Source organism: Streptomyces sp. NPDC056987, assembly GCF_042673865.1.
Classification (GTDB): Bacteria; Actinomycetota; Actinomycetes; order Streptomycetales; family Streptomycetaceae; genus Streptomyces.
In genome coordinates this window covers 33875-57760 of record NZ_JBHURV010000021.1, presented here as the reverse complement: position 1 = coordinate 57760, position 23886 = coordinate 33875, and the positions used below count along the sequence as shown (strand labels likewise).

Here is a 23886-nt window from a genome sequence, read left to right as displayed (position 1 = left end):
GTCAAGGGTAGGTCCTGGGTGGGGGCTCCCCGCCAACCGGTTTCGCCATGCGGTACGGGTGTGGTCGGCCGCGGTGGTCAGCCGCGGGTGGAGCCCGCGTGTCCGGCGCCGTGCCTGCCGTCCTGCCTGCCGTCCAGGGACGGCGGGCCCTCCTGGCGGCACAGGCGGCGTACGAGCCGGACCAGGTCGGCCGGTTCGAAGGGCTTGGCGAGGAAACCGTCCACCCCGGCGGCGACGCCGGTGTCCACCTCGTACTGCGTGCAGGCGCTGACGATGGCGATCGGGAGCCGGCTGGTGCGGGGGTCGGCGCGCAGCCGGGCGGCGGTGCGCAGGCCGTCGAGGCGTGGCATGACCACATCGAGGGTGATGACGTCGGGGGCGACCTCGTGGACGACGTCCAGGCATTCGGCACCGTCGGCCGCGGTCACGACCTCGAAACCCTCAAGTTCGAGATTGACCCTGATCAGTTGCCTGATGACCCTGTTGTCGTCGACAACGAGCACCCGGCCGGACGCTCCAGACACAACTCGAGAGTAGGTCCGAAGCCGGTGCCGCGTCCGGGTTTTGCCGACTTCCGCCCCGCGTGGACGACGCGGGCACGGCGCCCGAGCGGGCGCCGTGCCGGGAAGGGCGGTCAGCCGTCGCGCGCCCCCGCGGAGCCCCCATAGAGTCGTGTTCCATGGAGCAGAACGAAGTCGTCCTCAGGGCCATCGGCATTCTCACGCAGTCCGCGGAGTGGATCCGCTCGGCCGACCGCGACGCGGGGCCGGGGGCGGGTGCGGAGCCCGGCGCGGAGCCGGGTCCGGAACCCGGGACGGAGCCGGGGACGGAGCCGGGGACGGGCAACGGCGCGGGGCAGATCGGCTCGCTGCTCGCCGAGGTCTTCCCCTCGTTCACGGTCTCCCCCGAGGCCACCCCGCTGGAGGCGGCGCACTCGGTGACGGAGGCGGCGCTGCCCCCGATCATGCAGCTCATCGGGGCGTTCACCTTCGTCTTCACGGAGCTGGCGCGGGTCCATGACGCGGGCCGTACGGACATCACCTCGGAGGAGCTGCTGCGGGAGCTGGCGCTGCGGATGTCCCTGCCTGACGACACGGGGCGGTGACGCGGGGCCTGTGAGCTGCCCCCTACCCCCACAGGTGCCCTACGGCCGCCCCTCGCGGCGCGGGAGCAGGGCCGTCGCCGCCAGCGGGACCGCGGCGAGGACCAGCCAGGGCACCGCCACCGGCAGGCCGGCGTCGAGCAGGGAGCCGGTGGCCGCGCTGCCGGCCAGGACGACCAGGCCGGAGACGGACGACAGGGCGCCGACGTAGAGACCGAGCCGCCCGGGGTCGGCCAGATCGGGGACCCAGGCGCGGGCGGCCGGGGCGATCAGCATCTGGCCGAGGGTGAGCAGGGCGGTGAACCCCGCCACCGGCACCAGCCCCCCGGCGCCGGTCAGGGCGGCGGGGCGGGCCGCCGCCACGACGGCGAAGCCGGCCGACAGCAGGACCAGGCCCGCGGCCATGGAGCGGCGCAGCCCGAGCCGGTCGGCGGCCCAGCGGGTGACGGGGAGCTGCGCCGTGACGACCAGCAGCGACGACAGCGCGAAGAGCCAGGCCAGCGGCGCCTGGGAGCCCGCCGCGCGCTCCACCTCCGCGGGGACGGCCAGGTAGAGCTGGTTGTACGCGAGGAGGTACGTGCCGTACGCCAGGCACAGCGCGAGGAAGCGGCGGTTGCGGAGCAGGGCCCGGGCGCCGCCGGGGCCCCGGGTGGGCGCCCGGCCCGGTATGTGCTGCGGCAGCAGCCACCAGTGGCCCGCCAGGACGAGCAGGAAGATCACGGAACCGGCGAGGCAGACCGTACGGAAGTCCACCGCGAGCAGCAGCGCGCCGAGCAGCGGTCCGACGAAGGCGCCCGCCTGGCCGGCCACGGTGAACAGCGCGAGCACACCGGTACGGGGGCCGCCGCCCGCCTCCTCCCTGGCCACGGCCTGGCGGGCCACCTCGGACTCCACGGCGGGCGAGAAGAGGGCGGCGGCGAAGCCGACGAGCAGCACGGCGCCGATGACGGACCAGGACCGCTCGGCGAAACCCAGCCAGGCGAACCCGGCGATGCGCAGCACGCACCCCGCCAGCACCACGGGCCGTACGCCGTACCGGTCGGCCAGGGCGCCGCCGACGACGAACAGGCCCTGCTGGCTGAAGGTGCGCAGCCCGAGCACCAGGCCGACCAGCCAGCCCGCCATGCCGACGGCCCCGCCGAGGTGGTCGGCGAGGAACGGGAGGACGGCGAAGAAGCCGACGTTGAAGGCGAGCTGCGTCAGGATCAGCAGACGGAGCAGCGGGGTGAGCCCGCGCCACACACCGAACCGGAACCGGAACCGGCCCCGGAGGCCGGAGCCGGGGCGGGCTGCCCCCGGCGGCTCGGCGCTGGGGGCGTGGGCGTGAGCGGGAGCGGATTGCGTGGCCTCGGACGTCCGCGGGCCGGCCTGGGGCGCGGGTGGGTCGGCCTGGGTCATCGGGTTTCCTCCGGGGCGGCCATCACGAATACGGAGGGCGACGACGTTCCGGGCCCGGTCGCCGGGGGCGCGGCGTCGGTCATCGGGCTTCCCTCGACGCGGCGATCACGAGTACGGACCCGGATGCCGCCCGCCGCCGACACGGCGAGGGCTCCGAGCAGGGCCAGCACGGCGGTCGGCGCGAAGACCGCCCACGGGGCGCGCTCCGCGTACGGCAGGTTCTCGGCGAGCAGCAGGCCCCACTCGGGGGACGGCGGCTGCGCGCCGAGCCCGAGGAAGCCCAGGGACGCCAGGGCGAGCGCGACGGCGGGCAGCCGGAGCAGCGCGTGCCGCGCCACCGGCGGTACGACCGCGGGCAGCAGCTCGCGGCGGAGCAGATGGAGCGGGCCCGCGCCGAGCGCGCGGGTGGCGGCCAGGTGGGTCGTGGCGCGTTCCTGGAGCAGCAGCGCGGAGGCGTGCGCGGCGAGCGGCGCCCAGGCGACGGCGGCCACCGCGAGCGCCGGGGTGGCCGGGCCGCTGCCCGCGGCCCCGGCGACGAGGAGCCCGGCGAGGACGGGCGGCACCGCGTTGACGGTGTCGACGGCGGCGCCGGACACCTTCGGTACGAGGCCGAGCAGGACGCCGAGGAGCAGCGCGGCGGCGCTGACCGCCAGCGCCAGGGCGAGGGTGGTCAGCGCGCCGTGCCCGATCCGGGCCAGGATGTCGCGGCCGAGGGCGTCCGTGCCGAACGGATGTGCCCAGGACGGCGCCCCGAGCCGCGCCGCGGGGTCCAGCGTCAGCGGGTCGCGGGTGAGCCCGGCCCCGATGACGCCGAGCAGGAGCGTCCCGTACACCAGCGGCAGGGCGCGGCCCGCGGGCGGCGCGGGCCGGTGGAGGGACTGGAGCGCGCCGTCCCGCAGCACGGGGCCGATCAGGAGGCGCGCCGTACCGCGCGCGAGGCCGCCCGCGGCGGCGGCGAGCAGGAGCAGGGCGAGGGTGCCCGCCTGGAGTACGGGCAGGTCCTGGGCGATCGCGGCGTCGAGGGTGAGCCGGCCGAGGCCGGGGATGTCGAAGATCTGCTCCACGGCGACCGAGCCGCCGGTGAGGCCGACGACGAACAGGCCGAGGTTGGGCAGGAGTCCGGGGAGGCAGCGGCGCACCGCCTGCCGGGCGATCCGGTGGCCGGGGAGGCCGCGCGCGGCCGCCGCCGTCGCCCAGGGTTCGGCGAAGGCGCCGGGCAGCGCGTCGTCCAGCATCCGGCCGAGCAGCGCGCCGGCGGGCAGGCCGAGGGCGAGCGCGGGGAGCACCAGCCACCGCGGTCCGTACCAGCCGAGCGCGGGCAGCCAGCCGAGCTGTACGCCGACCACGGTGGCCAGGACGGAGGCCGTCAGGAACTCGGGCAGCGCGGCGAGCATCGCCGCCGCTCCCCCGGCCCGTGGCGCGCCGGGCGTGCGCCGCGCGCCGCGCCGGAGCGTACGGGCGCACACGGCCGCGGCGGTGACCCCGGCGACCGCCATCGCGACGGCCATCAGCAGCAGCGAGACGCCCATCGCCTGGACCACGCCGGGCAGTACGGCGGAGCCGGAGATCCAGGAGTCGCCCGCGTCGCCGCGCAGGAGACCGCCGAGCCACCGCCCGAGGAGGTGGAGGGGGCCCGCGCCGAGGCCGAGTTGGTCCCGTACGGCGTCGAGCACCTCGGGGGTGGGGTCGCGCTCCGCCGAGCGCGCCTTGAGCACGGTCAGCGCGGGATCGGTGCGCGAGAGCCAGGGCAGCAGGCCGATGGCGCAGAGCAGGCCGGCCGCGAGGGCGGCCCGCCACAGGAGGGTGAGGCCGGGGAGCGGCCGGTCGGGTGCGCGGCCGGTCAGGGAGCGGTGCATGCGGTCCGTCCCGGTCAGCGTCGGGTGCCGGGGGCGACGACGGCGCGCTCGTACGGGTCGAGCACCACGCCCCGTACGGAGGTGGCGACGCCGAGGACATTGCGCTGGTGGATGAGCGGAACGACCGCGTCCGTACCGAGGATCCGGGCCTCCGCGGCGAGCACGGCGTCCTGCCGCCGCGCCGGGTCCGCGACCGCGTCGGCGGCGGCGATCGCCCGGTCCACTTCCTTGTCGCAGAGCAGCGCCAGGTTGTACGTGCCGTCACAGGTGTAGTCACTGGCGAGGACGGAGACCGGGTCGCCCGTGTCGAGCATGGTGTTGCGCGCGCCGACGAACGCGTCGAACTTGCCGGCCAGCGCGTCGCTCTCGATCCGTGAGGACTCCCGCACGGTCAGCTCGACGGTGAAGCCGGCCTTCTCCAGCTGTTGCTGGAGGACCTGGGCGACCTCGGGCAGCTCGGGCCGGTTGTCGTAGGTGGCGAGGCGGACGGTGGTGCCCTCGACCTCGGCGGCGGTGGCGGCCTTCGCGCGTCCGGCGGGCTGTTCGCGCTTGCCGGCCGCCCAGTTGAGGGCGGGGCCGAAGATGCCCTGGCCGCGGTCGGCGTACCCCTCGTAGACGTTCTTGGCGAGTACGGAGGTGTCGACGGCCCGGCGGGCGGCGGCCCGTACCGCCGGATCGGTGAAGGCGCCGGAACGGGTGTTGAGGAAGAGGCTGGTGGTGCGGGCGGTGGGAACCTCGCGCGCGACGCCCTTCGGGAGGGACGCGGCCTGCGAGACCGGTACCGCCTCGGCGATGTCCTCCTCGCCGGTGCGCAGCGCGTTGGCGCGGGCGGTGCCGTCGGCGATGAACTTGGCGTCGATGCCGGACGCCTGGGACCGGCCGCCCCAGTAGTCGTCGAAGCGGTCGAGGGTGGCGGAGGCGGAGCCGTTGACCTTGGTGATCGTGAACGGTCCCGTGGCATGGCCGACCGGGTCAGGGGCGCGCCCCTTCCCGTACGCCTTCGGGGAGAGCACGGCGAGGCTCGGCCCGGCCAGCCGCAGCGGCAGTACGGGGTCGGCGGTCGCGGTGGTGACGCGGACGGTACGGTCGCCGGTCGCCCGCGCGGTGAGCCGGACGCCCGAGAGGGCGGTGGGTATCGGGGTGGCGGCCGCGGCGCGGGTGAGGGCGTCGGCGACCGCGGCGGCCGTGACGGGCGCCCCGTCCTGGAAGCGGGCGTCGCGCAGGGTGAAGAGCCAACTGCGGCCGTTCTCCCGGCTCCAGGACTCGGCGAGGGCGGGCGAGGCCGCGCCGTTGCCGTCGAGTCTCGTCAGCCCCTCGGTGACGCCGAGCCGGCTGAGGAGGGTGGCGTCGGCGCCGTACGGGGAGAGGTTCTCGGACGGCGGGAAGGCCAGCGCGACCCGCAGCCGCGCCCCGTCGGCCGGGCCCGAGCCGGAGCCCGGCGCGCCCGAGGAGCCGCCGTCGGCGAAGCAGCCGGTGAGCAGCGGGGCGAGCAGGGGAGCGAGCAGCAGACCGGCGACCGGACGGCGGCGGTGGGCAGGGCGCATGGTCCTCGTTCTCTACGCGATGGACAGCCTGGTGCGTGTCCTCGGGCACTGGCGGGCACGGGCGGGCACGGGCGAACGAAAGATTACATGACAATCGTTTTCATCGGGGCCCCGGGATCCCGAGGGGGACGGGGAGCTCGAAATGAACCGTGCCCGCCGGATCACCCGCCGCAACCTCCGCGGCGTCGCGCTCGTCGCACACCACCTTCCCGAGCGACCGCCAGAACGGCTCGGCGCCGGTGACCGAGGGGTCGGTGTGCAGATAGACGGAGCGGTAACCGCCGTCCGCGGCGGCGAAGTCCAGCAGCTCACGCACGAGCGCGCGAGCGAGCCCCCGGCGCCGGTGGCCGGGGTGCACGTACACCCGGCGCAGCTGCGCGGTCTCCCCGGAGGGGTAACGCTCCGCGAGCCAGCGGGGGTTGGGGGGATACGCGGGCCCCCGGGAGTCGAGGGCGGCGGTGGCGACGACGGTTCCGCCGCTCCCCGCCTCCCCCGCCGCCCCTCCAACTCCCCCTTCCTCCACGGCGACCAGCAGGGTGTGGCGCGGGGGGACGAGATAGGCGGCCTCGATGTCGATGATGTCGCCGTGCCAGCGCGGCACGTACCCCGAGCGGAAGTCGTGGTACACGGTGTCGAGCATCACCACGCGGGCGGCGTCGGCGTCCTCGGGGGTGGCTGTTCGAATGCGATAGCTGGGCACTTGCGAATGATATGCAGTAAGCCTCGGCGGACCGTCACCGGGATCTCCATGTCATGCGTCACCGGCCCGTGGCACGGTGCCGAGGAACCGCACATGAGGGCGGCCCGTCCCGCCGTCGTCCCGGGTGACCGACGCCCGTACCCCGTAGACGTCCGCGATCAGCTCCTCGGTGATCACGTCGCCCGGAGGCCCGGCGGCCACCACCCGGCCCGCGCGCAGGACCACGACCTCGTCGCAGTACATCGCGGCGAGGTTCAGGTCGTGCAGGGCGATGACGGTGGTGACCGGGAGCGTGACGACCAGGTGCAGCAGATCGAGCTGGTGCTGGATGTCGAGGTGGTTGGTCGGCTCGTCCAGCAGGAGTTCCCGGGGGTCCTGGGCGAGGGCGCGGGCGATCTGGACGCGCTGGCGCTCGCCGCCGGAGAGGGTGTGCCAGGACTGGCCGGCGCGGTCCGTCAGACCGGTGCGCTCCAGGGCCGTCCGTACGGCGTCCTCGTCCCCGGCGGACGGCGGCGACCAGGCGCGGCGGTGCGGGACGCGGCCGAGGCGTACGACCTCGCGGACGCTCAGCTCGACCTGGGTGTCGGTCTGCTGCTCGACCACCGCGACCCGGCGCGCGACCGCCCTGCGGCCCGTCTCGACGAGGGTCCTGCCGTCCAGGGTGACGACGCCCGAGGTGGGGGCGAGGACGCCGGAGACCAGCCGCAGCAGGGTGGACTTCCCCGAACCGTTGGGGCCGAGCAGCCCCACGGTGGATCCCGGCGCGGGCGCGAGGGAGACCCCGTCGAGGATGAGGCGGCCCCCGGCGGCGCGGGAGACCCGGTCGGCGCTCAGCCCCGTGGGGACCGATGCCGGGGTCGGGTGCGTCATCGGATCCTCCGGCCCCGGTACAGGACCAGGACGAACGCCGGCACCCCGATGAGCGAGGTCACCACACCCACCGGTACCTCCTGCGGGTCGAGCACCGTACGGGCCAGGGTGTCGACCCACACCAGGAAGACCGCCCCGGTCAGCGCGGTGACCGGGAGCAGCCGGCCGTGCCCCGGGCCGACCAGCGCGCGGGCGGCGTGCGGCAGGACGAGTCCGACGAAGCCGATCGCGCCCGCCGAGGCGACCAGCGCGGCCGTCAGCAGCGCGGTGACGGTGAGCAGGACGAGGCGCGTACGGGCCACGGAGACGCCGAGGTGCCCCGCCGCGTCCTGCCCGAAGGCGAACGCGTCGAGCGTGCGCGCGTACCCGCCGCACACCGCCAGCGCCACCAGCAGGACGGCGCCGCAGACCTGGACATCGGTCCAGCCCGCGCCGCCGAGCGAGCCGAGCAGCCAGAACAGCACCCCGCGGGTGGTCTCCGCGTCGGCGGCGGTCAGGACGACGAAGGAGGTGAGGGCGGAGAAGAGCTGCATCGCGGCCACGCCGGAGAGCACCACCCGGTCGGTCGTCCCGCCGAGCGTGTGGCTGAGCAGCAGCACCATCCCGAACGAGCAGAGCGCGCCGAGGAACGCCCCGCCCGAGACCGACAGCGCCCCTCCCCCGACCCCGAGCACGACCACCAGGACCGCGCCGGTGGAGGCTCCCGAGGAGACGCCGAGGACGAAGGGGTCGGCGAGCGGATTGCGGAGCAGGGACTGCATGATCGCGCCGCACACCGCGAGCCCGGCGCCGCAGACGGCCGCCAGCAGGGTGCGCGGCAGCCGCAGGTTCCAGACGATGCCGTCGCGGATCGGGGTGAGCTGCGACTCGCCCCGGCCCAGGTGCGCGCCGACGACCGACCAGACGTCTCCGACACGGATGTCCGCGGGCCCGATGGTGATCGCCACGGCGACGGAGAAGGCGAGCGCGGCGAGGCCGCAGGCCCACCCCACCGGGCGGATCCAGGCCGCGGCCCGCCGGCCCCCGCGGGAGCCGCCGGGGTCCGGCGGCGTCGGGCTCCCTTCGGCGGGCGTCCGCGACGCCCGTTCCGCGGTGGTCACTTGGCGGGTGCGTACGCGCGCAGCGCCGCCGCCACCTGCTCGACGCCCTCCACGGTGCGGATGCTCGGGTTCATCGCCTGGCCGCTGAGGCGTACGTACCGCTGGTGCTTCACCGCGTCCATGACCCTGGTGACCGGGTTGGTCTCCAGGAACTCGATCTTCTTCGCCGCCGACTCGGCCGTCTGCGACTTACGGGTGAGGTCGCCGATCACGAGGAAGGCGGGGTCGCGGTCGGCGACCGTCTCCCAGTTGATCTGCGGCCATTCGTCGTGGGTGTCGTCGAAGACGTTCTCGGCGCCGACGGCGTCGGTGATGATGCCGGGCGCGCCGCAGCAGCCGCCCATGAAGGGGGCCTCGGAGTTGGCGAACCAGTACAGGACGGTGGTGTCCTTCGCCTTCTTCGCGTCGATCCCGGCGACCGCCTTCGCCATCCGGTCCTTCAGCCCCGCGACGAGCCGGGCACCGCGCTCCTCGACGCCGAACACCGTGGCCAGATCGCGGATCTCGCCGTAGACGTCCTCCATCGTCAGCGGCGTCGCGCGGGATCCGTCGGTGTCGCCGGTGTTGTCCTTGGCGCAGTCGGACGGCGAGACGTACGCCGGTACGCCCACCTCCTCGAACTGTGCGCGCGTGGCCACGCCGCCCTTGCCCAGGGTGGACTCGAAGGAGGCGGCGACGAAGTCGGGCTCGGCGTCCAGGACCTTCTCGAAGGAGGGGCTGTTGTCCGCCAGCCGCTCGACCCCTGCGTTCTCCTTCTCCAGGCTCTTCGGCAGCGGGTCGGTCCAGGTGGCGGTCCCGGCCATGCGGTCGCCGAGGCCGAGGGAGAGCATGATCTCCGTGGTGCCCTGGTTGAGCGAGACGGCCCGCTCAGGCGGCGCCTCGATCCGTACCTCCCGACCGCAGTTGGTGACGGTACGGGGATAGCCGGCGGCCCGGGCGGAACCGGAACCGGAACCTGAATTGGATGCGGAACCGGAAGCGGAATCAGCTCCGGAGTCCGGGCCGGTACCGCAGCCGGTGAGCAGCAGGGCGCCGGCGGCGAGGAAAGGGGTGGCACGGCGGGCGAGGCGTGCGATCGGCACGGAGTCGTTCCTCTGCGTCGAGGGCTCATGCGCGGAGCCCGGTCGTACGGTGCTCCCCCGCCACAGGACGCGGACGGAGGCCGCCAGCAGGTCTTCGGACTCGGGGTCACCCGGACGGAGGCGCCTTCCCGGACTGCCGTCCAGTGGCCGATGCCCCGCCCGTCGCCCTCACCGCTGCGCGTCAGCTCCGGATTCCCACCGGATTCCCTGACCCACGTACATGGGTTCGACTGGCCTCGGCAAGCTATCACAGGCGGTTTTCCGCCCCACACCAGCACTTTCCGGCGCTTTCCACCCGGCGGCGATCGGCGGGAACGGGGGCGGCGGACAATGAGGCATGCCGGAAACCTCGCCCGTGAGTGTCGCTCTGATCGACGACCATCCCGTGGTCCTCGCGGGCATCGAGTCCTGGTACGCGGCGTCGGAGCGGCCCATCGCGGTGACCGCCAAGGGGCCGGACCTGTCGGTGGCGACGACGGGGCCGGGACGGGACGCGGATGTGGTGGTGCTCGACCTCCAGCTCGCTCACGGGGTGCCCGCCTACCCCGAACTGCGCCAACTCGTCGCGGGCGAACGGCAGGTCATCGTCTACACGATGCAGGACAGCCAGGAGACCGCGCTGACCTGCCTGGACCTGGGGGCGTTCACGTACCTCACCAAGGCCGAGGGCGAACGGCACCTCATGGCGGCGACGCTGGCGGCGGCCGACTGCCGCCCGTACACACCGCCCGCGCTGGCCGGGGCGTTCGGCAGCGACGCCCGGAAGGGGCGGCCCGCGCTGACGCCGCGCGAGGTGGAGGTGCTGCTGGAGTGGTTCCAGTCGGAGTCCAAGGCGATGGTCGGGGCGAGCCTGGGGCTCTCGGTCCGTACGGTGAACACGTATCTGGAGCGGGTGCGCATCAAGTACGCCAACGCGGGGCGGCCCGCGACGACCAAGGCGAACCTGGTCGCGCGGGCCATTCAGGACGGGCTGACGTCACTGGACGAGCTGTGACGCGGTGAGCGCGTCCTCGGGGGTGTCGTCCGGGCCGTCGAGGGTGCACGACGCCTCCACCAGCAGCCGCCCCTCGCTGCGCACCGTGCGCACCCGTACCCCCGGCTCGGTCGGTTCGGGGATCTCCGTCGGCCCCGTCGCCGGGCAGTCGGTCACCACACTCACCCGCACCAGGCCGCCGCCACGCACGACCGTGGCGCGGGCGTCGCGCTCGGCGGTCGCGAGCGCGGCCAGCACGGGCTCGGTGAGCGCGCGGCGCAGCCGCCGGTCGACCGGGGCGCAGGCCCCGCGTACGGCGAGCTGTACGTCGACGCCGTGGCGTTCGGCGACGTCGATACCGGCGCGCAGTTCGTGGAGCAGCGGATCGTGCGCGTGGTCGCGTTCCGCGAAGAGCCGTCTGAGCCGGGCGGCCTCGACGGCGGAGCGGCGCCGGGCGGCCTCGTCCCCCGGGTCGAGCGAGCCGTCGGCGAGCCCGGTCAGCAACGGCATGACGGAACGGTCCAGTTCGGCGTAGCGGGCCCGCTGGTCGGCGTGGACCTGCGCGGCGACGGCGGCCTCCGTACGGACGCGCTCCTGCTCGCGCGCGGTGGCGCTCGCGGCGGCGGCGCAGTCACCGAGCGAGCGGGCGAGCATCGCGGCGGCGACCTGGAAGGTGCAGATGGCCAGGGCGCTGACGGCCATGCCGGAGGCGGCCTGCCGGGTCGGCACCCCCGCGAGCAGCAACTGCGTCAAGGTGAGGACGAGATGGCCGCCGATGAAGACGAGTGTCGGCCGCAGCCCGGCGTCGAAGAGCAGCAGCACCCCGAACCAGCCGATCTCCAGGAATGTCCAGTGCGGGGTCCCGATGAAGTCCGCCACGGGCAGCCGGCCGGTGGAGACGGCCGACGCCACGAGGGCGCAGGTCAGACCGAGCACGACCCATGGGCGTGGTCGGCCGCGCCCGTCGGCGCCGAGCAGCGCGTCCACCATGATGAGGAGGGTGAGCAGGGTGAACGCGAAGAGCTGGACCCAGGGCCGGTCGTAACCGCGCAGACTGGCGAGGAGGGCGGGCAGCGCCAGCCCGAGGTGCACGGCGGTGAGGATGAACAGCCCGGCCACGCGCAGCCCGGCGCGCATGTCACGGGCGATCCGGTCGGTCAGCGGGTCGGCGGCCGGGATGTCCGCAGGGACATCGGCCGCGACGTCCGCCGGGATGTCCGCCGGGATGTCCGCCGGGATGTCCGCCGGGACGCCAGCCGCGTCAACAGCGCCCGGAGTGCCCGGCGTACCCGGAGTACCCGCCTTCGGCTGGTCAGGCACGGGGCCACTCCAGCCGTACGGTCGTGCCCTCGCCGGGACGCGAGACGATCACGGCCCGGCCGCCCGCCGACTCCATCCGCTCGACGATCGAGCGGGCCAGCCCCCGCCGGTGGGCGGGCACGCGCGCCGGGTCGAACCCACCGCCCTCGTCGCGGACCACGAGCGCGACGGCTCCGGTGACGGTGTCGGTGGCCCGGGTCGCCGTCACCGTCGCGGCGCGGACGCCCGCGTGCCGCTCCACATTGCGCAGGGCCTCCCCCAGCGCGCCGCGCAGCGCGACGGCGACGGGCGGCGGAACGGCGCCCAGGGAGCCGGGCGTACGGTCGAACGCGGCGTCGACGGAGAGGAGACGGCCGTCGAGCTCCGCGACCAGTTCCCGCGTCAGGTCGACCGGACCCACCTCGCACGCCTCGGACGTGGCCCCGGACGACGCGGACGCGCCGGGCACCCCGGCCGCCACAGGTGCCCGCGCGGCCGCGAGCCTGCGCAGGTCCTTGCCCGCCTGGGTGCGGACCACCTCCGGGCTGAGCGACCGGCCGTGCGCCGAGACCATCAGCAGGGTGGCGCACGCCGTGTCGTGCAGCGTGGCGAGGTGCTCCCGCTCGGCCGACCGCTGCGCCTGGGCGACATCGTGCCGCCGCCGCGCCTCGGCGGCCCGCGCGCCCGCCGCGTCGGCCGCCCGGCTGCCGCGCAGGACCAGCCGGAACATCCCCTGGCAGAGCAGAGCCTGGACGAAGAGCCAGGCCACGTTGGGCAGCGCGTACGTCCAGCCGTCGGGGCGGTCGATCACCGCGCCGGCCAGATCGACGGCGGCGAGCAGGGTGGCCGCCGCCAGCGCGAGCCGCGCCGGGTGGGTGAGCTGGTAGCCGACGGCGACGATGCTGACGACGACCAGCACCCACGTACTGCCGTACCGGGTCTGGGAGTCCGGGATGGTCAGCGCCTGCGTGAGACAGACCGCGCCGAGCGCCCCGAGGTCGGCGACGAGGATCCGGCGCGGATGGCGGCCCGCCAGCGCCAGCCGGTAGTGGAGCACGCTCCAGACGATGACACCGGCGGAGATGACCGCGGCGGCGGGCATGCCGTCGACGGGCATGGCCGGTACGGCGAGCAGGGCACCGGAGCAGACCACGACGACGCGGATCCGGTGGGCGTACCGGAACGCGAAGGCGACGAACTCCCGCTCGGCCGGCCCGGGCACGCGCTCGGCCGCCCCAGGGGCGCGCGCGTCCGGTGGGCGCTTCCGGTTCCGGTGTGGCACCGGAAGTCCCCCTAAGGGAACGGGGTTTGCCTCATTCGCCTCATGCACCACTCGGCGTCTCACCTGTCACATTGTCCGTGCCGTTTGTCGGTCGATTGACCGTCACACGTCGAGTGTGTCCGGCGATAGCGTTTCTCCGGTCAGGGTTCTGACGTTTCGACCGTTCTCAGGGGGGAGCGGTCTCTGTGGCCGTACGTACCCCTGCCTCATGGGGGTGGGCAGGGGTACGTACGGATTCATTCGAACGGCAGCCCGGAGTAGTTCTCCGCCAGTTCCGCCGCGGCGTGCGGCGAGGACGCGATGCGGTCGAGCTGCGCCAACTGCAGACGGGTCTCGAAGGCGGACTGCGCCGGGTCGGTGTGCAGGGTGGTCGTCATGAAGTACGAGAAGTGCTCGGCCCGCCACACCCGCCGCAGACAGGTGTCGGAGTACGCGTCGAGCGCCCCGGCTGAGCCGTTCCCGTACAGCTCGGCCAGGGCGCGCGCGAGGATGATGACATCGGCCGCCGCCAGGTTGAGCCCTTTGGCCCCGGTCGGCGGGACGATGTGCGCGGCGTCCCCGGCCAGCAGCACCCGGCCGTACCGCATGGGCTCCGTAACGGAACTACGCATCGGCAGTACGGACTTGGCGGTGACGGGGCCGCGCGCCAGCCGTCGGCCCGGCTCCGGGGCGAGGGCGAGGCGGGCGTCCAGCTCGTCCCATATCCGCGCGTCGGGCCAGTCGGCGGGGTCGGTGCCGTTCGCCACCTGGAGGTAGAGACGGCTGACGGCCGGGGAGCGCATGCTGGCGAGGGCGAACCCGCGCGCCGAGTGCGCGTAGACCAACTCGTCGTGGACGGGCGGCGCGTCGGCCAGTATGCCGAGCCAGGAGTACGGGTACGTCCGCTCGTACGTCGTCCGCACCCCCTCCGGTACGGCCTCGCGCGTGACCCCGTGGAAGCCGTCGCAGCCGACCACGTAGTCGCAGGTCAGGGTCTGTTCGCGGCCCTCGTGCCGATAGCGGACGGCCGGCGCGCCGGTGTCGGCGCCGGTCACCGCGAGGGCCTCGGCGCCGAACAGCAGCGGCCCGCCCTCGGCGAGCTGGAGGGCGATCAGGTCCTTGACCACCTCGGTCTGCGCGTACACCGTCACCGTGCGCCCGCCGGTGAGGGACGGGAAGTCGATACGGTGCGCCCGCCCGCCGAAGCGCAGCTCCACGCCGTCGTGGACCAGCCCCTCGCGGTCCAGCCGGGCCCCGGCCCCGGCGGCGCGCAGCGCGTCGACGGTGGGCTGCTCCAGGATGCCGGCGCGCTGGCGCTGCTCGACATAGGCGCGGTCGTGGCTCTCCAGGACCACACTGCCGATGCCCGCGTTGTGCAGCAGCCGCGCCAGCAGGAGACCGGCGGGGCCGCCTCCGACGATGCCGACCGAGGTGTGCATCAGCTTCTCCCCTGCTGGATGGAGTTCGCCTGGTGAAATATCGTTCACGTACACCCGGGCCATGAGTCTGCGTTCACCGGGGACACATGTCAACGCCCCGTTCCACCGAAGTCCGGGCGACCGGAAGACCGGAGAGCCGATGCCGTCCACGCCCGTCCCCGCGCCTCCCGCCGAGGCGCCCGCCGAGGCCGTGAAGCCGCTGATGCGCGGTATCTCCGTGCTGCGCGCGCTCAGCGACGCCGACGGCCGGGCGGCCATCGGCACCCTGGCCCGCACCACGGGTCTCGCCCGCGCCACGCTCGACCGGATCCTCGCCACGCTGGCCCGTATGGGGTACGTACGGCTGACCGGTCACGAGGCCGTGCTCGCCCCGCGCCTCATGGAGCTGGGCAACGCCTATCTGTCCGCCACCCGGTTGCCGGAGCGGCTCGGCCCGCTCGCGGAACGGCTCGCGGACGAGCTGGACGAGTCGGTGTCGCTGGCCGTGCCCGACGGCGACGGCATCCGCTTCGTCCACCAGAGCACCCGGCGGCGTGCCATGTCGCTGACCTTCCGCATCGGCGATCTGCTGCCGGCCGAACGCACCGCGCCGGGGCCGCTGTTCGCGGCGGGCTGGTCGGAGGAGGAGTGGGCACGGTGGCGGGCGCGCCGGGCCGGCGACCCCGAGGACCGGGGCTTCCCGGCCGTACCGCCGCTGCCCCCGGAACCGGGGTCGAGGTCCGGGTCCGGGCGCCGGACGGGCCACGCCCGGCGCTTCGAGGAACTGGCGGCGCGGGCCGGGCAGGACGGCTGGGCGCTGGACAACCAGCTCATCGAACCGGGGCTGATCGCCCTCGCCGTACCGGTACGCGCGCTCCACGCCCCGGCGGACGCGCGGCCGGTCTGTGTCGCGAGCGTGGTCAGCCACACCAGCCGGCACAGCGCGGCGTCGCTCCGGGAGGCGCTGCTGCCCCGGCTGCGCGCGGCGGTGGCGGAGATGGCCCAAGAGCTGGCCCGCCCGCCTCACCTGCCGGAAGTGCCCCTCCCCGGTCGCGCCGACGCCCGCCCGGAAGGCCCCGGCCTGGCGAGCTGGACCGGCGCGTCCAAGCAGCAGCTGGGCCGGGAGTTCATCGAGTCACTGGCCCGCGGGCTGACCGTACCGACGGCGTTCGGCGAGGGCCGGGACGCGCTGACCCTCAGCGCCGTCGCCGAGGCCACCGGCCTGGCCAGGGCCACCGCCCGGCGCGCCCTGATCACCCTGGAGCACCTGGGTCATGTCACCGCCGCCCCCGACCGGACCTTCCGGCTCACCTCGCGGGTGCTGTCGCTCGGCTTCCCCGCCCTGTCCCGTACGACGCTCCCCCAGATCGCCGCGCCGCATCTCGCCGAACTCGCGGGGCGCGTGGACGACTCGGCGTCCCTGGCGGTGCTGGTGGGCGACGACGTCCAGTACACGGCGCGGGTGGCGACGCGGCGCATCATGAACGTCAACATCACCACGGGCACCCGCTTTCCGGCGTACGCGACCTCCATGGGCCGGGTCCTGCTGGCCGGGCTGCCGGCGGATCTCCCGTACGACGAGCTGACGGCCCGCCTCGCCCGCGCCGAGCCGCGCCCGCTGACCCGGCACACGGTCACCAGCCCCGCCGAACTGGCCACCCTCGTGGAGGGGGTACGCCGCGCGGGGTACGCCCTGGTGGACGAGGAGCTGGAGGAGGGGCTGCGCTCGATCGCGGTGCCGGTCGTGGACCGTACGGGCGTGGTCGTGGCGGCGCTGAACGTGGCCATGCACACGAGCCGGCGCGATGTCGGGGCATGCCTCACGGAGGTGCTCCCCGAACTGCGCGCGACGGCGGCACGGGTGGAGGCGGACCTGGACGTCGTGGGCCGCTTCACCCGGGTGCCCACGGTGTGAGACGGAGCGGAACGGCGGAAGGACCCGCCGGTCGGCGAGGTGCCTGACCGGAGGGTCCTTCCGAGAGAGCGCGCCGGGTCAGTGCCCGTTGCGGTTGTTGCCGTTGTTACCGTTTCCGTTGTCCTGGTTACCGTCGTCCTGGTTGCCGTTGCCGACATCACCAGCGCCGTCACCGATGTCACCGGCGCCCGCGTTGGCAGCGCCCTCGTCACCCGCGCCGGCGTTCGCCGCGTCACCGGCGCCCGCCACGGCACCCTCGTCACCGGCGCCGGCGTTGGCCGCGCCCTGGTCACCCGCGCCCGCGTTGGCGGCACCCGCGTCGGCACCGTCACCCGCGCCGCCGTCGACACCCTCGTCGCCCGCGCCCGCGTTGGCGGCCCCGGCGTCCGCACCGTCACCCGCGCCACCGTCGGCCGCACCGGCGTCGTCACCGGCACCCGCGTCGGCCGCGCCGTCGCCGCCGCCCGCGTCACCGGCGCCGATCTGGGCACCGACCGCGGCCAGCGCGGTGGTCACCGGCTGGAAGAAGGTCTCGCCGCCGACGGTGCAGTCACCGCTGCCGCCGGAGGTCAGGCCGATGGCGCCGCCGTCCGCGGTGAACAGCGGCCCGCCGCTGTCGCCCGGCTCGGCGCACACATCGGTCTGGATGAGGCCGTTGACGATGTCACCGTTGCCGTAGTTGACGGTGGCGTCGAGACCGGTGACCGAACCGTCGGCCAGCCCGGTGGTGCTGCCCATCCGGATGACTTCCTGGCCCACGGCCGCCTCCGCGGCGGCCGCGATGTCCACGATCTGGCCGTCGCCCGTGTCGACCGTGCTGGCGACCTCGGTCGCCGGGTCGTCGTACGCGGCGAGGGCGAAGTCGCCGCCGCCCGCGAAGGTCGCGTCCGCGATGGTGGCGATCGGCTGGCCGTCCTGGGCGTCCGCCCACTCCGCCGCGGCGACGCCGCAGTGCCCGGCCGTGAGGAAGCCGGGGGCACCGTCCGCCGTGACCACGTTGAAACCGAGGGAGCAGCGCGCGCCGCCACCGAAGATGGCGTCACCGCCCGCGGCCAGCGGCTTGAACTCCCCGGCGGTCCGCTTGATCCGGGCCACGTCCGAGCCGAGCGACTTGACCGTCGACTCGATCTGGTTCCAGCCCGCGTCGGTCACGGTGCGGTCGGCGAGGACCTGGATCTGGTTCGTCCTGGGGTCGACGGACCAGGACGTACCCGGGATGGTCGCCTCCGCCTTCAGCGTCTGCGAGGCGGCCTTGAGCTGGGCCGTGCTGTTCTTGACGTTTCTGACGACGGCACCGGCCTGCTTGACCTGGAGCTCGACCTTGTTGTTGTCACCGACGACGTTGATGACGATCTGCTGCTTCTCGGAGTCGTAGTACGACCCGCCGAACGCCTCGCCCAACTGGGAGGCGATCTGCGAGGCGAGATCCCCGGCGGCTGCCGCGTTCACCTTCTTCGGCGTCGGTTCCGGCTCGCCGCCCTGTGAGGCATTGGCGTTCGGCAGCAGAATCGCGGCCGCCGCAACGGCTACAGCGCCACCCCCGGCGAACACGATCTTCCGCTTGGGTATGCGTTTGTGGCTCAACTCAAGACCTCCTGTGGGGGACGGAGTCCGCTCGCCGGCAGCAGACGAAGAACGCTATGGCCCTGAATACGGAGAGGACCCGAGGGGCGTTCAACACAACTTCCCCGCAACCGAGTTCACCCCCTCCGTTCTCACCTCGCGGCCCTCCCTTCCCACTCGGGCACACGCCCCCAAAGGCCACAAATACCAGCCCCGCCATCAGCCGACCCGTCCGCCGAAATACGGCTATACCCAGCCCCCCGCCGATGCCGGAGCCGCCGCCGAAAAAAATCCGCGGAGCCGCCCGCGGCGCACAGCCCGCCCGTACGGATCCGGCGGACCGCTCGCCCGGGGAAGGGGGTGCGATGATCGCCGCGTGACCGTCATACGTATCGGACATGTCCTGGCCCTCGCCGCGGCTGCCGTGCTGGCCACCGGCTGCAGCAGCTTGAGGGAGGAACTGGACCGCGAGCGCAACCCCGCGAGAACGGCGACGCCGGAGCCGGCACCACCCGAGGACCGCCCCCTGCCGACCCTCACCCCCGCCACGCCTCCCACCACCCCCTCCACCCCCGCCGCAAACTGCCCGGAGTCGGGCGTACGGATCACGCCCGGCCTGGTCCAGGGCGCGATGGGGCTGCGCGCCATGACCGTCACCTTGACCAACTGCGGCACGCGCCCGTACGAGGTGAACGGCTACCCCGGCGTCCGCGTCCTGGACGAGGACCGCGCCCCGTACGACATCGAGGTCCTCAAGGGAACGGACGGCATCCACATGGCGGGCCCCGCCCCCGACCCCGCCCCCGTGACCCTGAAACCCGGCGAGTCGGCGAGGTCGGGCCTGACCTGGCGCATGATGTCGCCCGACACGTCGACGACCTACCTGGAGATCACCGCGGCCCCCGGGGAACGCCCCCAGACCATGGAGACCCTCGACGGCCCCCTCGACCTCACGGACACCGGCCGACTCGGCACGACCCCCTGGCAGAAGTCCGACTGACGGCCTCCCCGCGCGGCGACCAGCCGAGATCGGTCAACGATGACGTGCGCCGAGAGGTCTGCGGTGGTTCGCCCGCAGACGCAGGGCCATCAACGTCAGTGCGGCTGCTCGGGACTGTGATGTAGACGCATCGTCAAGGAGCGTGGACCCTCTGCCAACGACGTTCCGCCCGACGCCACGGCTATATCGGTTCCGTCAACACATCGAATCCGGAACCTGACGAAGGATCACCTCACGTGAAACTGGCCAGAATCCTCACTGCCCTTGCTCTCGGCGCGGCTCTCGGTCTTGGTGCCACCGCAACGGCCACCGCTGACACCGGCAGCTCTCCGGCTCCCCGCGCCACCGAAAACACAGGGTCTGAAGACGCGGCCGACCGCGCTCGCACCGCCAAGGCGCGCAAGGGCCCCATCATGGCGACGTACAAAGGCAAGAAGTTCGACATGGCTGACGGGTGGGGCGACGCAAAGGTCTGTTCCGAATATCCCGATCTCACCGTGAAGTGCTTCGCTACCGACGCGGAGGCCCAGGCCGACATCGCTGCCTACGCCAAGAAGGATCCCCGAGCCCTGCCGAAGGCCCCCAAGGGGCGCTCCGCCACGATTCAGCCGGCGGCACCGGCATCTATGGCTTCAACGGCCAGTGGTGACGGAGCAGTCCCCCTCGCCGCCTCCTGCTCCTTCGGCTGGACGTGCCTCGGCGAGCACCAGAACCTGGGGGGCCGCAAGCTCCAGTGGTCCGCCAACGGCACCAAGACTCTCGCGACATGGGGCTTCCGCGATGAGGCCACCTCGACCTGCAACAACGACGAGTCCGGTGGTATGGGCATAGTCGACTACCGCACCAACTGGCCCGACCCCGAGCTCATCACAATCCTCGGCACTTGCGTCACGAGCCTCCACGAATTCAGCTACCCCCCGGAGTTGGGTGCCGGCACGTGGAACGACCGCGCTGACGAAGTATGGATGTGATCTGACTACCCAAGAGCGCTGCCCCCGCACTGAGCATTATGGCGCGGGGGCAGAAGAGGACGGCGACACGGCCTGACGTGATGGTGTCGCGCGTATCGCAGATAGTGCGTGAACACTGAGGGACAACGAGAGAGAGCGGGAGTCAGTGAAACTGACTCCCCCTCTCTCTCGTTTAGGCATCTGCCCTGGTCACCTACCAACATTAGTAGGTGGTCCCGGGAGGTGCCCCCGGCAGGATTCGAACCTGCGCACACGGCTCCGGAGGCCGTTGCTCTATCCCCTGAGCTACGGGGGCGTGTTGCCTGTGTTGCTCGGCGACGAAGGAAACCCTACCAGCTTCCGAGGGGTGGCCGTGAACAGGTATTTCAGGGCCCCGGCCTGCGGGGTCAAGCCGAGGCGCGCTTGGTCGATGCCGTGGTGCGCTTGGCCGCGGGCTTCTTCTGTGCGGCCTTCTTCGCCGCCGTCTTCTTCGTGGCCGTCTTCGCGGGCGTCTTCTTGGCCGCGGCCTTGGACGTCGTCTTCTTCGGTGCCGGTTCCGCCGGTTCCGCCGGCTCCTTCGCCGGGGCGCTCTTGGCCGCCGCCGTCGCCTTGCGGCGCCTCGTCGGGAGGTCCGTCACCTCCGCCACCTGCTTCTCGTCGCCCTTCTCCTCGCCCCGGGCCTCCTTCGCCGCGCGCACGCTGTTCTCCAGCGCCGCCATCAGGTCGAGGACGCGCCCGCCGCCGGCCTCCGCCGGCTCGTGCTCGGGGGGCGGGCCGCCCTCCGCCTTCGCCGCGATCATCTCCTCGACCGCCTCGCGGTAGTCGTCGTGCAGCGAGTCGAGGTCCACGGAGCCCAGGGTGTCCATCAGGGCGTCGGCCAGGTCGAGTTCCGCGTCGCGTACGGTGACCTCGGTCTCCGGGGCCACCCCCTCGGGCGCCCGGATCTCGTCCGGCCAGAGCAGGCCGTGCATGGCGATCACGTCGCCCACCACCCGGAGCATGCCCAGCCGCTCCCGGCCGCGCAGCGCGAATTTGGCGACCGCGACCTTCTGGCTGCGCTTGAGCGCCTCGCGCAGCAGCGTGTACGGCTTGGCCGCCGGGACGCCGCTCGCGGAGAGGTAGTACGCCGTGTCCATCTGGAGCGGGTCGATCGAGGACGCCGGGACGAACGCGACGATCTCGATCGTCTTCGCCGTCGGCAGCGGCAGCCCGGCCAGATCGGCGTCGGTGATCGGGATCATGGTGCCGGTCGCGTCCTCGTACGCCTTGCCGATGTCGGGAGTCGCCACCTCCTCCTGGTCCAGCTCGCAGACCTTCCGGTAGCGGATCCGGCCGCCGTCGGCCTTGTGGATCTGGCGGAAGGAGATCGAGTGGTTCTCGGTGGCGTTCACCAGCTTGATCGGGATGCTGACCAGCCCGAAGGAGATCGCGCCGTTCCAGATGGATCGCAAGGTTCCGCACCTTTCACCCGGCAAACGGAAGTAAGGGATGAATCCAGATGAAATTATGGGATTCTCATCTTATGACGCCTGTCACCGAGGTGGAGGGCCGGCGCCTGGCCCTGAGCAATCTGGACAAGGTCCTGTACACCGCCACCGGCACCACCAAGGGCGAGGTCCTGCACTATTACGCCCGTACGGCGGCCCCTCTGCTGGCCCATCTCGCCGACCGGCCCGTCTCCTTCCTCCGCTATCCGGACGGCCCCGACGGGCAGCTCTTCTTCACCAAGAACCCGCCGCCCGGCACCCCGCCCTGGGTGCGGGTCGCCGACGTACCCCGGAGGACCGCCGACACCGGGAGACAGGTGGTGGTGGAGGGTCTGGCGGCGCTGATGTGGGCGGCGAACCTGGTCGTGGAGTTCCATACGCACCAGTGGCGGGCCGAGGCCCCCGAGCAGGCCGACCGCCTGGTGTTCGACCTCGACCCGGGAGCGCCCGCCACCGCCCTGGAGTGCTGCGCGGTGGCGCTCTGGCTGCGCGAGCGGCTGCGCGCGGACGGGCTCGACGCCTACGTGAAGACCTCCGGGTCCAAGGGGCTCCATGTGCTCGTACCGCTGGTACGGACGCCTTCGGCGGAGGTCTCGGCGTACGCGAAGGCGCTCGCCGTCGAGGCGGAGGCGGCGCTGCCGGACCGGGTGGTGCACCGGATGAGCCGTTCGCTGCGGCCGGGGCGGGTCTTCGTCGACCACAGCCAGAACGCCGCCGCGAAGACGACCGCGGCGCCCTACACCCTCCGGGCGCGCCGGGAGCCGACCGTCTCCGCCCCGCTGGCCTGGGAGGAGGTCGAGGAATGCACGGCCGCCTCGCAGCTCGTCCTCCGGCTGGACGACATCCCGGCGCGGCTGGAGCGGTACGGGGACCTGCTCGGGCCGCTCGCCGCGGGTGACGGCGCGGCCCCGCTGCCCTGACCCCGCCGCCAGGACGGGAGCGGGGTTTCCTAGACGCGCTGCCAGGTGTGGCGGTTCCTGGCCGTGGCGTACAGGGTCTCGATGTCCGCCGGTTTCAGTACGCCGCCGAGCGACGCCAGCGCCGGGACGTCCGTCTCGCGCAGGACCCGTACGCCCGGCGGGGCAGGCAGCGCCTGCGGGGTGCGCGCCTCGACCACGGCCAGTACGGGGCGTACGGCCGTCGCCAGCGCGAGCGAGGCGCGCTCCGCGTCGCGGCGGGCCCAGCGCAGCTGCGGCAGCGCCTGGCCGCGGCCCGTGGTGACCAGGGGGTCGTCGATCCGGACGCGGTGGCCGCCGGCCGCAAGGGTCCGTACGGTCAGGACTCCGCCCGGGCCGATCGCCAGGTGGTCGACGCGGGCGGCGCCCGGGAGCGGGATCGAGTGCAGGACCCGCCACCCCGCGCCCTCCAGCGCGTCGAGCGCCGCGCCGAGGACCTCCTGGGCCGCCAGTTGCGCGCGGCGCGGGTCCTGGCGGCGCCACGCGGCCGGGAGGAACGGCAGGGCCGAGGTCCGCGCGCCGGGCACGGAGGCGGTGTCCTCGGCGTCGAGTACGGCGTGCAGCGCCTCGCCGGGGCGGTTGGGCGCCAGGTCGTCGTCGGGGTGGAGGGAGAGCCGGTCGAGTTCGGCGGGGGTCGGCACGGGGGCCGGTCCCACGGTCACCTCGCCCGCGAGATACGGCGCCAGCGCGGCCAGTACGTCGTCGCGGCCCGCGCCGGTGAGCAGATTGACCCGGCCGGTGCTCTTGTCGTACCAGGCGACGGTCCTGCCGTCGCGTCTGCTGACGTACAGCCGGTCCCGGCCCCGGCCGTACCCCGGTGTGACGCGTAATCGAGTCATGCCACCTCACCCCCCGCGTCCATGGGAACAGCCGCCGAACCACCCGGGCAAGAGCACCGGACGGGCACCGTCCGCCCGGCCTGCCCGTTGTCGGTGGTGTACGGCACACTCTCCTCGAACGCTCTCGGCCAATCCCAGGCAAGGAATCGACTCATGATCATCTTTGGCACCAAGGGGTACCTCTACCAACTGGCGATTTTGACACTGGTCTGCGGCCACTGCGGGAACCCCTCGGCACACACGCTCAGGAAGCGCGTCACCAAGTTCACGCTCTTCTTCATCCCACTGTTCCCGTTCTCCACCAAGTTCGCGACACAGTGCACGTTCTGCGGCGTGGAGCAGCAGATCTCGAAGGAGCAGGCCGACCAGCTGCTCGCCCAGAGCACGGGACAGGGACAGGGGCAGGGATACGGACAGGGACAGGGCCAGGGACCGGGGTACGGGCAGCCGCAGCAGCCAGGGCAGCCGGGACAGCCAGGTCAGCCGGGGCAGTACGGGCAGGGCAATCCGTACCAGCGGTGAGGCGGCCCGAGGCATCGGACCTCACCGCGCCGCATAAGCGGACATAAGGCG

The 23886-nt window shown here is 73.5% G+C and carries 21 protein-coding genes, 1 tRNA gene and 1 riboswitch; of the genes, 7 read left to right on the top strand and 15 right to left on the bottom strand.

Annotation, left to right across the window (positions count from 1 at the left end; translation table 11 throughout):
- Positions 1 to 77 precede the first annotated feature (77 nt).
- Positions 78 to 524 (bottom strand): response regulator, encoded by a 447-nt coding sequence (locus tag ACFTZC_RS23625; protein ID WP_382892771.1) that lies wholly within the window; start codon positions 522 to 524, stop codon positions 78 to 80.
- Positions 525 to 679: 155 nt separating this feature from the next.
- On the opposite strand from ACFTZC_RS23625, the gene ACFTZC_RS23620 reads away from it, so the two are divergent.
- Positions 680 to 1105, top strand: coding sequence for a hypothetical protein (locus ACFTZC_RS23620; protein WP_382892770.1), 426 nt, complete (start codon positions 680 to 682; stop codon positions 1103 to 1105).
- Positions 1106 to 1144: 39 nt separating this feature from the next.
- Here the strand turns inward: ACFTZC_RS23620 and ACFTZC_RS23615 are convergent, their stop codons facing one another.
- From ACFTZC_RS23615 to ACFTZC_RS23585, 7 genes are all read right to left on the bottom strand, one after another.
- Complete coding sequence (locus ACFTZC_RS23615; protein ID WP_382892768.1) at positions 1145 to 2500, bottom strand: MDR family MFS transporter; 1356 nt, start codon at positions 2498 to 2500, stop codon at positions 1145 to 1147.
- Positions 2497 to 4356 (bottom strand): ABC transporter permease subunit, encoded by a 1860-nt coding sequence (locus ACFTZC_RS23610; RefSeq protein WP_382892766.1) that lies wholly within the window; start codon positions 4354 to 4356, stop codon positions 2497 to 2499. Before ACFTZC_RS23610 ends, ACFTZC_RS23615 begins: the two co-directional genes overlap by 4 nt.
- Before the next feature lie 14 nt (positions 4357 to 4370).
- Entirely contained in the window at positions 4371 to 5900 is a 1530-nt protein-coding gene (locus ACFTZC_RS23605) for an ABC transporter substrate-binding protein (RefSeq protein WP_382892765.1), read from the bottom strand.
- Positions 5901 to 6000: 100 nt separating this feature from the next.
- Complete coding sequence (locus ACFTZC_RS23600) at positions 6001 to 6600, bottom strand: GNAT family N-acetyltransferase (protein ID WP_382892763.1); 600 nt, start codon at positions 6598 to 6600, stop codon at positions 6001 to 6003.
- Between the two features lie 51 nt (positions 6601 to 6651).
- A complete protein-coding gene (locus ACFTZC_RS23595) occupies positions 6652 to 7470 on the bottom strand; it encodes an ABC transporter ATP-binding protein (RefSeq protein ID WP_382892761.1) in 819 nt (272 codons plus the stop codon).
- Positions 7467 to 8570: a FecCD family ABC transporter permease gene (locus ACFTZC_RS23590; protein WP_382892760.1), complete on the bottom strand. Its 1104-nt coding sequence runs from the start codon at positions 8568 to 8570 to the stop codon at positions 7467 to 7469. The genes ACFTZC_RS23595 and ACFTZC_RS23590 overlap by 4 nt, the downstream gene beginning before the upstream one ends.
- Complete coding sequence (locus ACFTZC_RS23585; protein WP_382892759.1) at positions 8567 to 9652, bottom strand: ABC transporter substrate-binding protein; 1086 nt, start codon at positions 9650 to 9652, stop codon at positions 8567 to 8569. The genes ACFTZC_RS23590 and ACFTZC_RS23585 overlap by 4 nt, the downstream gene beginning before the upstream one ends.
- Positions 9653 to 9719: 67 nt before the next feature.
- Positions 9720 to 9902: riboswitch (cobalamin riboswitch) on the bottom strand.
- A gap of 105 nt (positions 9903 to 10007) precedes the next feature.
- Here ACFTZC_RS23585 and ACFTZC_RS23580 point away from each other — a divergent pair.
- Entirely contained in the window at positions 10008 to 10646 is a 639-nt protein-coding gene (locus ACFTZC_RS23580; protein WP_382892758.1) for a DNA-binding response regulator, read from the top strand.
- Here ACFTZC_RS23580 and ACFTZC_RS23575 read toward each other — a convergent pair.
- The 3 genes from ACFTZC_RS23575 to ACFTZC_RS23565 form a co-directional block, all read right to left on the bottom strand.
- Positions 10629 to 11945 (bottom strand): hypothetical protein, encoded by a 1317-nt coding sequence (locus ACFTZC_RS23575; protein WP_382892757.1) that lies wholly within the window; start codon positions 11943 to 11945, stop codon positions 10629 to 10631. The two genes, ACFTZC_RS23580 and ACFTZC_RS23575, sit on opposite strands and share 18 nt — an antisense overlap.
- The gene (locus ACFTZC_RS23570; RefSeq protein ID WP_382892755.1) at positions 11938 to 13206 is read right to left on the bottom strand and encodes a sensor histidine kinase; all 1269 of its coding nucleotides are present in this window, start codon (positions 13204 to 13206) and stop codon (positions 11938 to 11940) included. Before ACFTZC_RS23570 ends, ACFTZC_RS23575 begins: the two co-directional genes overlap by 8 nt.
- A 236-nt stretch (positions 13207 to 13442) precedes the next feature.
- Positions 13443 to 14624, bottom strand: coding sequence for a 4-hydroxybenzoate 3-monooxygenase (locus tag ACFTZC_RS23565; protein ID WP_382892753.1), 1182 nt, complete (start codon positions 14622 to 14624; stop codon positions 13443 to 13445).
- Between the two features lie 139 nt (positions 14625 to 14763).
- Between ACFTZC_RS23565 and ACFTZC_RS23560 the strand changes: the two genes are divergently transcribed.
- Entirely contained in the window at positions 14764 to 16518 is a 1755-nt protein-coding gene (locus ACFTZC_RS23560; protein WP_382892751.1) for an IclR family transcriptional regulator C-terminal domain-containing protein, read from the top strand.
- Positions 16519 to 16596: 78 nt separating this feature from the next.
- On the opposite strand, the gene ACFTZC_RS23555 is transcribed toward ACFTZC_RS23560, so the two are convergent.
- Positions 16597 to 18102 (bottom strand): S1 family peptidase, encoded by a 1506-nt coding sequence (locus tag ACFTZC_RS23555; protein ID WP_382892749.1) that lies wholly within the window; start codon positions 18100 to 18102, stop codon positions 16597 to 16599.
- A 355-nt stretch (positions 18103 to 18457) separates the two neighbouring features.
- On the opposite strand from ACFTZC_RS23555, the gene ACFTZC_RS23550 reads away from it, so the two are divergent.
- A complete protein-coding gene (locus ACFTZC_RS23550) occupies positions 18458 to 19081 on the top strand; it encodes a DUF4232 domain-containing protein (RefSeq protein ID WP_382892747.1) in 624 nt (207 codons plus the stop codon).
- A gap of 236 nt (positions 19082 to 19317) precedes the next feature.
- Entirely contained in the window at positions 19318 to 20052 is a 735-nt protein-coding gene (locus ACFTZC_RS23545; protein WP_382892745.1) for a hypothetical protein, read from the top strand.
- 223 nt (positions 20053 to 20275) lie between these two features.
- Here the strand turns inward: ACFTZC_RS23545 and ACFTZC_RS23540 are convergent.
- Both ACFTZC_RS23540 and ACFTZC_RS23535 read right to left on the bottom strand, forming a co-directional pair.
- Positions 20276 to 20347: transfer RNA gene (locus ACFTZC_RS23540), tRNA-Arg, on the bottom strand.
- A gap of 91 nt (positions 20348 to 20438) precedes the next feature.
- Complete coding sequence (locus ACFTZC_RS23535; protein WP_382892743.1) at positions 20439 to 21482, bottom strand: Ku protein; 1044 nt, start codon at positions 21480 to 21482, stop codon at positions 20439 to 20441.
- A 71-nt stretch (positions 21483 to 21553) separates the two neighbouring features.
- On the opposite strand from ACFTZC_RS23535, the gene ligD reads away from it, so the two are divergent.
- Positions 21554 to 22438, top strand: coding sequence for a non-homologous end-joining DNA ligase (gene ligD, locus ACFTZC_RS23530; protein WP_382892741.1), 885 nt, complete (start codon positions 21554 to 21556; stop codon positions 22436 to 22438).
- Between the two features lie 29 nt (positions 22439 to 22467).
- On the opposite strand, the gene ACFTZC_RS23525 is transcribed toward ligD, so the two are convergent.
- Positions 22468 to 23313: a nuclease-related domain-containing protein gene (locus ACFTZC_RS23525; protein ID WP_382892740.1), complete on the bottom strand. Its 846-nt coding sequence runs from the start codon at positions 23311 to 23313 to the stop codon at positions 22468 to 22470.
- 153 nt (positions 23314 to 23466) lie between these two features.
- Between ACFTZC_RS23525 and ACFTZC_RS23520 the strand changes: the two genes are divergently transcribed.
- The gene (locus ACFTZC_RS23520) at positions 23467 to 23835 is read left to right on the top strand and encodes a zinc-ribbon domain-containing protein (protein WP_382892738.1); all 369 of its coding nucleotides are present in this window, start codon (positions 23467 to 23469) and stop codon (positions 23833 to 23835) included.
- Positions 23836 to 23886: the final 51 nt, after the last annotated feature.